Origin of the sequence: Microbacterium sp. ISL-103 (genome assembly GCF_018613995.1) — a bacterium.
In the GTDB taxonomy this organism is placed as follows: Bacteria; Actinomycetota; Actinomycetes; order Actinomycetales; family Microbacteriaceae; genus Microbacterium.
In genome coordinates this window covers 1-6,404 of record NZ_JAGGPD010000134.1, presented here as the reverse complement: position 1 = coordinate 6,404, position 6,404 = coordinate 1, and the positions used below count along the sequence as shown (strand labels likewise).

Annotated in this window: 6 protein-coding genes and 1 pseudogene; 3 read left to right on the top strand and 4 right to left on the bottom strand. The window is 69.6% G+C overall.

Annotated elements, in window-relative coordinates; all coding sequences use genetic code 11:
- Window positions 1–247: pseudogene (locus J7E68_RS05805) on the top strand (amino acid ABC transporter permease); the annotation flags it as partial.
- A 27-nt stretch (window positions 248–274) separates the two neighbouring features.
- On the opposite strand, the gene J7E68_RS05800 reads toward J7E68_RS05805, so the two are convergent.
- The gene (locus tag J7E68_RS05800; RefSeq protein WP_215170706.1) at window positions 275–547 is read right to left on the bottom strand and encodes a metal-sensitive transcriptional regulator; all 273 of its coding nucleotides are present in this window, start codon (window positions 545–547) and stop codon (window positions 275–277) included.
- Between the two features lie 34 nt (window positions 548–581).
- Between J7E68_RS05800 and J7E68_RS05795 the strand changes: the two genes are divergently transcribed.
- Window positions 582–1,859: a DUF445 family protein gene (locus tag J7E68_RS05795; RefSeq protein ID WP_215170704.1), complete on the top strand. Its 1,278-nt coding sequence runs from the start codon at window positions 582–584 to the stop codon at window positions 1,857–1,859.
- A 56-nt stretch (window positions 1,860–1,915) separates the two neighbouring features.
- Window positions 1,916–2,737 (top strand): SDR family NAD(P)-dependent oxidoreductase, encoded by an 822-nt coding sequence (locus tag J7E68_RS05790; RefSeq protein WP_251048687.1) that lies wholly within the window; start codon window positions 1,916–1,918, stop codon window positions 2,735–2,737.
- A gap of 17 nt (window positions 2,738–2,754) precedes the next feature.
- On the opposite strand, the gene J7E68_RS05785 is transcribed toward J7E68_RS05790, so the two are convergent.
- The 3 genes from J7E68_RS05785 to hutU all read right to left on the bottom strand — a co-directional run.
- The gene (locus tag J7E68_RS05785) at window positions 2,755–3,666 is read right to left on the bottom strand and encodes an arginase family protein (protein ID WP_215170702.1); all 912 of its coding nucleotides are present in this window, start codon (window positions 3,664–3,666) and stop codon (window positions 2,755–2,757) included.
- A complete protein-coding gene (gene hutI, locus J7E68_RS05780) occupies window positions 3,641–4,897 on the bottom strand; it encodes an imidazolonepropionase (RefSeq protein ID WP_215170700.1) in 1,257 nt (418 codons plus the stop codon). Before hutI ends, J7E68_RS05785 begins: the two co-directional genes overlap by 26 nt.
- The coding region (hutU, locus tag J7E68_RS05775) for a urocanate hydratase (RefSeq protein ID WP_215170698.1) at window positions 4,894–6,404 on the bottom strand (1,511 nt) is incomplete at its 5' end. The genes hutU and hutI, both read right to left, overlap by 4 nt.

Here is a 6,404-nt window from a genome sequence, read left to right as displayed (position 1 = left end):
GGTCATCGCCCTCGTGCTCGCCGCACTGATCTTCGTCGGCTTCCCGCTGAACCCGACGGTCGGCCCGGCGATCATCGCGATCGCGATCGTCTATGCCGTCATCCTGCTCGGGTTCGGACTGTTCTTCCGGCACCGCCTCATCCTCTCCCCCGAAGAGGAGTACGCGCTGTCGGGCGGATCTCACGGAGACCCGCAGGCCGAGGGCTACGACGCCATGGAGGGCGAGGTCTTCGACGGAAAGCGGTGACCCGAGAGGAGCGCGACCGGCCAAACCCTACTTGCGGTCGAAGTCGAACGCCTTGAGCAGCTCGGCGACAGCCTTGTCGCGCTCCTCCCCACCCTCCTCGAACATGTGCGTCACGTGGGTGCGCAGATGATTCTCGAGCAGCAGGCGGTTGAGTGACTCCAGTGAACGCTGGATCGCGCGGGACTGCGTGATGATGTCCATGCAGTACTCCTCGTTCTCGATCATCCGCGCGACTCCGCGCATCTGACCCTCGAGGATGCTGGTGCGGTGCAGTGCACGCTTCTTGATGTCTTCGATCACGCTTCGAGGGTATCCCGCGTGAAAGGATGACGTCATGCCGCGAACCCCGATGGCGCTCCTGTCGCCCGCAGACCAGGTACGACTTCGCGCTCTTCGACGGATGAAGGCGGTGGCCCTCGGGGCGCTGATCTTCATGGCGATCGTGTTCGTGATCGCGTTCGCGTTCCAGGAGCGGCAGCCGTGGCTCGGCTATGTGCGCGCGGCAGCCGAGGGCGGCATGGTCGGCGCACTCGCCGACTGGTTCGCCGTGACCGCGCTCTTCCGCAGGCCGCTGGGTCTGCCCATTCCGCACACCGCGATCATCCCGAACCGCAAAGACGAGATCGGACGCACGCTCGGCGAGTTCGTCGAGACGAACTTCCTCGAGGCGAGCGTCGTGCGCACCAAGCTCGCGAGCACCGCCATCGCGAAGCGCGCCGGCGAGTGGCTGCGCGAGCCGGCCCACGCCGAGCGGGTGGGCGCCGAAGGAGCGACGATCGCGACCGCCGTGCTCAACGCCCTCAGTGACGACGACGTGCGCGACCTCATCACCGACCTCGCCCGCGAGCACCTCGTGTCGCCCGAGTGGGGTCCGCCCGCGGGCGCCTGGCTCGAGAAGATCGTCGAGGCTGACGCCCACCACGGCGCGGTCGACCTCGCCGCCGAGAGCATCGCCCGCTGGCTCGATGCGAACGCCGAGTCGTTCTCGGGGCTCATCTCGCGCAGGCTCCCCGGGTGGGTGCCGAAGCTCGCCCATCGGTTCGTCGACGACACCGCCTACAACGAGGCGGTCAAGTTCGTGCGCGCCGTGCAGGCCGATCCGAAGCATCCGGCCCGCATCGCCGTCGACGGGTACCTCGCCCGCCTGGCCGACAGCCTGCAGAACGACCCGGCGACCAGGGCGAAGCTCGAGAACGCCAAAGCGTCACTGTTCGACAGCCCGCGCGTGGGCGCCCTCGCCGCCGAGGCGTGGAACACGGCCAAGGCGGGTCTGCTCACTGCCCTCGCCGACCCCGAGAGCGGCCTCCGGGTGCGCGCGGCTCAGGCTCTGCAGGAGATCGGCGAGCGACTGACGACCGATGCCGCGCTGCAGCACCGTGTCGACACCTGGGTGTCGGATGCCGCGGTGTTCGTCGTCGACCGCTACCGCCATGACATCGCGTCGATCATCACCGACACCGTCGAGCGCTGGGACCCGGTCGAGACCACCGAGAAGATCGAGCTCATGGTCGGTCGCGATCTGCAGTACATCCGCCTGAACGGCACGTTCGTCGGCGCGCTGGCGGGTCTTGCGATCTTCACGATCGCCCACCTGCTGATTCCCGGGGTCTGACGCCCCCTGTCTCTGCGCACCCACGTCACTGCTCGCGTGAGAAGTACCATCGCCTCATGACCTCATCGCAGACATGGATGATCACCGGAGCGAACCGGGGCCTCGGACGAACACTCACCGATGCCGCACTAGAAGCAGGGCACATGGTCGTCGCAACAGTCCGGGGCGAGCACGCTCTGCCCGAGCACGACCGCCTGTCGGTCATGCACCTCGACGTCCGGGACCGCGAGGCGGCACGACGGACCGTCGAGCGCGCCGCCGAGTCTCTCGGGCGGATCGATGTGCTCGTGAACAATGCGGGCTACGGGCTGATCGGCGCCGTCGAGGAGGCGTCAGAAGAAGACGTCCGTGCGATCATCGACACGAATCTGCTCGGTCCGCTCTGGCTCAGCCAGGCAGTCATCCCGATCATGCGCGGTCAGGGTGGCGGGCACATCGTGCAGATCTCCACGGTCGGGGCGGTCGGCACGATGCCGATGCTCGGACTCTACAACTCCACGAAGTGGGGGCTGGAGGCGTTCAGCGAGGCCATGGCCGCGGAGGTCCGCAGATTCGGCATCCGCGTCTCTCTGATCGAACCGGGCGCGCTCGATACCGAGTGGGCAGGCTCGAGCATGCGGTTCAGCGCCCCCTCCGCCTGCTACGACGATCAGCGCACCGAGTTGTTCGGCACAGCCGAGGTTCCGTGGCCCGAGGGCGACTCGAGCGGCGGCACGACACCGGCGGATGCTGCAGCCGCCATCCTCGCGCACGTCGCCGTCGCCGACGACCGGCGTCTTCGAGTGCTCGTCGGCGACGATGCGCCCGAACAGGTTGCGGCGGCGCTCGACCTTCGCAGACAGGACTACGCGCGCGATCCCCGCTTCCCCTCCGGGTAGAGCTTCCGTTCCGGGCGTCAGCGGGTGGCGAGTGCCGCGAGCATCTCGAGCACGCAGAGCGCCGCGAGCCTGACAGTGCGCATGTCATCGGTGTCGGCGCTCGCGTCGACCTCGGCGATGTCGGCACTCACGACGCGCGGATCCGCGACGATCGACCGGACGAGTGCGCGCAGTTCCCCCGCGGCGAACCCGCCGGGAACGGATGCCGGGCAGCCGGGCGCCGCGGCACGGTCGGCCGCATCGACGTCGACATCGAGGTGGATGCGGGCTGCGGCACCCGCTCCCGCGATTCGGGTCGCCTCGGCGACGACATCGTCGATGCCGCGGCGACGGACCTCGTCGATGGTGATCACCCGGATGCCCCACTCGGCAGCCCGTGCGGCGTAGGCCGCGGAGTTCGCGAAGTCCGCGATGCCGATCTGGACGATCCTCGAGGGGTCGATGCGCTCGCCGTCGGGCGCATCCTCGATCAGCCGCCGCACGGGCGAGCCGTTCGACACCCCGTCGCGCAGGTCGAAGTGGGCATCGATCGTGATCAGCCCGGTGGCTCCGGCGCCGCGCGCGACCGGGTAGGTCAGGGCATTGTCGCCGCCGAGAGCGACGACGAGGCGCGTGGTGTCGGCGAGCTCGTGCACCCGGGCCACGGTCGTGGCGATGCCGTCATCGCCGTCGGGCTCGACGACGTCACCGGCGTCGAGCACGCGCAGCACCTCAGCGAGGTCGACGACCGGCGGGCCCATCAGCGTCGGGCTGTAGCGCGTGGGCGCATCTCGGATCGCGGCGGGCGTCGCATGGGCGCCGGTCGGCGAGAGCGACGTGCGCCGGGTCGGACCGCCGAGCAGCACCGCATCCGCATCGTCGCCCGCGCGGAACGCGGGCCAAGACCCCGCGCGCGGCCAGAGGTCATCGTGAGAGAGAGCCATGATCATCCGTTCCCGTGGCCGATCCGGGTGCCGTTCCGGGTGCCGTTCCGGACGCCGCGAAGACCGCGACGCCGTCTTTCCACACCCGTTCGACGAGCGGCACTCCCGGTCGATACGCGAGATGGATGCGCGTGGGGGCCTTCAACAGCACGAGGTCGGCCCGTGCTCCGGGCGTGATCGCACCGACGTCGTCGCGGCGCAGGGCCAGGGCTCCCCCGGCCGTCGCCGCCCACACCGCCTCGGCAGGCGTCATGCCCATGTCGCGCACGGCGATCGCGATGCAGAACGGCATGGATGACGTGAAGCTGGATCCCGGGTTCGTGTCGCAGGCGAGCGCCACCGTGACCCCCGCGTCGATGAGTCGGCGCGCGTCGGGGTACGGCTGCCGGGTCGAGAACTCCACTCCCGGCAGCAGCGTGAGCACGGTGTCGGAGGCGGCGAGCGCCTCGACATCAGCATCCGTCAGGTAGGTTCCGTGGTCTATCGATGCCGCACCGAGCTCGACCGCGAGACGCACCCCGTCGCCGGGGCCCAGCTGACTCGCGTGCACACGGGGCGCCAGGCCCCTCGCGATGCCGGCCTCGAGCACCCGCCGCGACTGGTCGACCGAGAACGCCCCGGTCTCGCAGAACACGTCGATCCACTTCGCATACGGAGCACACGCGTCGAGCATCGCCCCGGTGACCAGGTCGACGTACTCGTCGGCACGGTCGGCGTACTCGGCCGGCACCACATGCGCACCGAGGAACGTGACCTCGGGTGTGACCTCGGCGGCGAGCCGCACGAGGCGCTCTTCATCCGCGACGCTCAGCCCGTACCCGCTCTTGATCTCGACCGTCGTGGTGCCCTGCGCGAGCATCTCGTCGATGAATCCGCGCAGGCGCGTGCGCAGCTCGTCGTCGCTCGCCGCTCGCGTCGCGGCCACGGTCGAGCGGATGCCGCCGGCCGCGTACTTCTGCCCCGCCATCCGCGCCTCGAACTCCGCGGCGCGATCCCCGCCGAACACGAGGTGGCTGTGACTGTCGACGAACCCGGGGATGACCGCGCGACCACCCGCGTCGATGATCTCGTCGGCATCGGGAGCATGATCCGGTGCATCGGCGACGGATCCGACCCAGGCGATCCGCCCGCCGTCGATGAGCACGGCGGCGTCGTGCATCGTGCCGGAGCGGTCGCCCTCCGGCGAACCGACGTTCGTCGTCAGCTCTCCGATGTTCGTGATCAGCGAGGTGCTCACAGCATCGGCACCTTCAGGCCGCGCTCGCGGGCGATGTCGCGAGCGTGCTCGTATCCGGCGTCGACGTGACGCATCACGCCGGTGCCGGGATCATTGGTGAGCACGCGCTCGAGCTTCTCGGCGGCGAGCGCCGTGCCGTCGGCGACCGTGACCTGGCCCGCATGGATCGAGCGTCCGATTCCGACCCCGCCGCCGTGGTGCAGCGACACCCACGAGGCCCCGGATGCCGTGTTGAGCAGCGCGTTCAGCAGGGGCCAGTCGGCGATGGCGTCGGAGCCGTCTTTCATGGCCTCGGTCTCGCGGTAGGGGGAGGCGACCGAACCCGAGTCGAGGTGATCGCGGCCGATCACGATCGGGGCAGCCAGTTCGCCCGAGGCGACCATCTCGTTGAACTTGAGGCCGGCGAGGTGGCGCTCCTTGTACCCGAGCCAGCAGATGCGGGCGGGCAGCCCCTCGAAGTGCACCTTCTCTCCCGCCTTCTCGAGCCAGCGGTGCAGAGCCCTGTCTTCGGGGAAGAGCTCGGCGATCGCGCGGTCGGTCTTGTAGATGTCTTCGGGGTCGCCCGAGAGCGCGGCCCAGCGGAAGGGCCCGCGGCCCTCTTCGAACTGCGGGCGGATGTAGGCCGGTACGAACCCGGGGAATTCGAACGCGCGGTCGAATCCGCCCAGCTGCGCCTCGGCGCGGATCGAGTTGCCGTAGTCGAAGACCGCAGCCCCTGCATCCTGGAACGCCACCATCGCGGCCACCTGCTGCGCCATCGACTCGCGGGAACGGCGAGTGAACTCCTCGGCATCCCGCTCGGCCTCGGCCTTCCAGTCGGCGACCGAGATGCCCACGGGCAGGTAGGCGAGCGGATCGTGCGCGCTGGTCTGGTCGGTGACGATGTCGATCGGCACGCCCCGGCGCAGCAGCTCGGGGAAGACCTCGGCGGCATTGCCGACGACGCCCACCGACAGAGCCTCGCCCTCTTCTTTCGCTGCGACGACCCGCGCGATGGCGGCGTCGAGGTCGGTCGTGTACTCGTCGAGGTAACCGTGCTCGACGCGTCGTGCGAGGCGCGACTCGTCGACGTCGACGATCAGCACGGCGCCGTCGTTGCGCGTGACGGCCAGCGGCTGCGCGCCGCCCATGCCGCCGGCGCCGCCGGTGAGAGTCAGCGTTCCCTTGAGCGAGTCCCGCCCGAGGGATCGGGCGACGGCCGAGAAGGTCTCGTAGGTTCCCTGCAGAATGCCCTGGGTGCCGATGTAGATCCCCGACCCGCCGGTCATCTGGCCGTACATGATGCGGCCCAGCTCTTCGAGACGACGGAACTCGGGCCAGTTCGCCCAGTCGCCCACGAGGTTCGAGTTCGCGATGAGCACGCGCGGTGCCCACTCATGTGTGCGGAAGACCCCGACCGGTTTGCCCGACTGCACGAGCAGGGTCTCGTCGGGCTCGAGCTCGTCGAGGGTTCGGACGCTCGCGTCGTACGCCTCCCAGCTGCGCGCCGCTTTTCCGGTGCCCCCGT